The following is a 1131-nucleotide window of genomic DNA, read 5'->3' on the forward strand; positions in this document are numbered from 1 at the left end:
TAATGCCTCACCGGCTTTCCGCGCAAGACGTAACCACTTCACCGAAAGCGTTTAGGCGCCGGCGGAAACTGCCCCGTCCCATGCTGTTCATCTTTCTGCTCTCCCTCACGGTCAGCGGCACAAGCCCAGGGGTAGACAGCAAATCTGGTGCTTGCTTTCGCCAAGCCCGTCGTAGCGGCCTCTGGCCCGCGGCGGAGGCGGTCCATCGCAGCGCCATAACTAAAGCGCGCGCTAAGCTGTCCTGGACGGCCTTTGAACAACTGCACCAGGATGCCGTGCGTCTGACCTATGGCCTGTGGCCTGCCTCCGAGGCGGACACTGGGCAAGGGCTTTGCGTCTTTGCCATTGATGGCTCCCTCTACCAGCTGCCCGCCGCCGAGGCGTTGCGCCCGGCGTTTGATCCCGACAGTGGGCTCGACCATCCCGGCAAGGGTCATGATCCGCACTGTTTGGGGTCCACGGTCTATGATCTTTTCCGTCGATTGCCGATCGCTCGTACCGTCAGACCGATAGCCCTGGCCAACGAACGCGACGAGGTGAAAGCCCTGCTGCCCTCTATCCCCAGGGGTGGTGTTTTGCTGTTTGACCGGGGGTATCCCAGTTATGATCTGATCGAGTACCTGAACCGGCAGTATTCTGGCTACTGGCTCTTCCGTTGTCCTGCCCAATCGACTTTTCCCGCGGTCGAAGCCTGTGTCCGCTCGGGCCAAACTGAGGCCATGATCACCCTCCCCTTCTCCAACGCCCAGACCTTCACCCTGCGCGCGATCCGCCTGACCAGTCCCGATGGCACGGTATCCGTGTTATTGACCAACCTGATCGATACCACCCGCTGTTCCGCCGAAGCCATGATTGCGTTGTATTTCCGGCGCGGGGGCGTAGAAACCCCCTACCGCGACGAAAAAACCTCAATGGCGATCGAAACGTTCCACAGCCAGACCGAAAACGGTATCCGGCAGGAACTCTTTGCCATTCTGATCATGGCGGTTATCGCTCGCCTCCTGATGCGTCTGACCACCGCGCCCGATCATCCCTCCCGCGCTGAACCCCAATTCAAGCATGCCATCATCACCTTGGCCAATGAAGCTTACCTCTTGACACCGCAATGCCCTGAGTTGGCCTTCATGATCT

1 protein-coding gene is annotated in these 1131 nt (G+C 59.8%); it reads left to right on the top strand.

Annotated elements, in window-relative coordinates; translation table 11 throughout:
* Positions 1 to 80: 80 nt before the first annotated feature.
* The coding region (locus AC11W3_RS11925; RefSeq protein ID WP_484093076.1) for an IS4 family transposase at positions 81 to 1131 on the top strand (1051 nt) is incomplete at its 3' end.

The sequence above is a fragment of the Geomonas sp. genome (genome assembly GCF_056994735.1).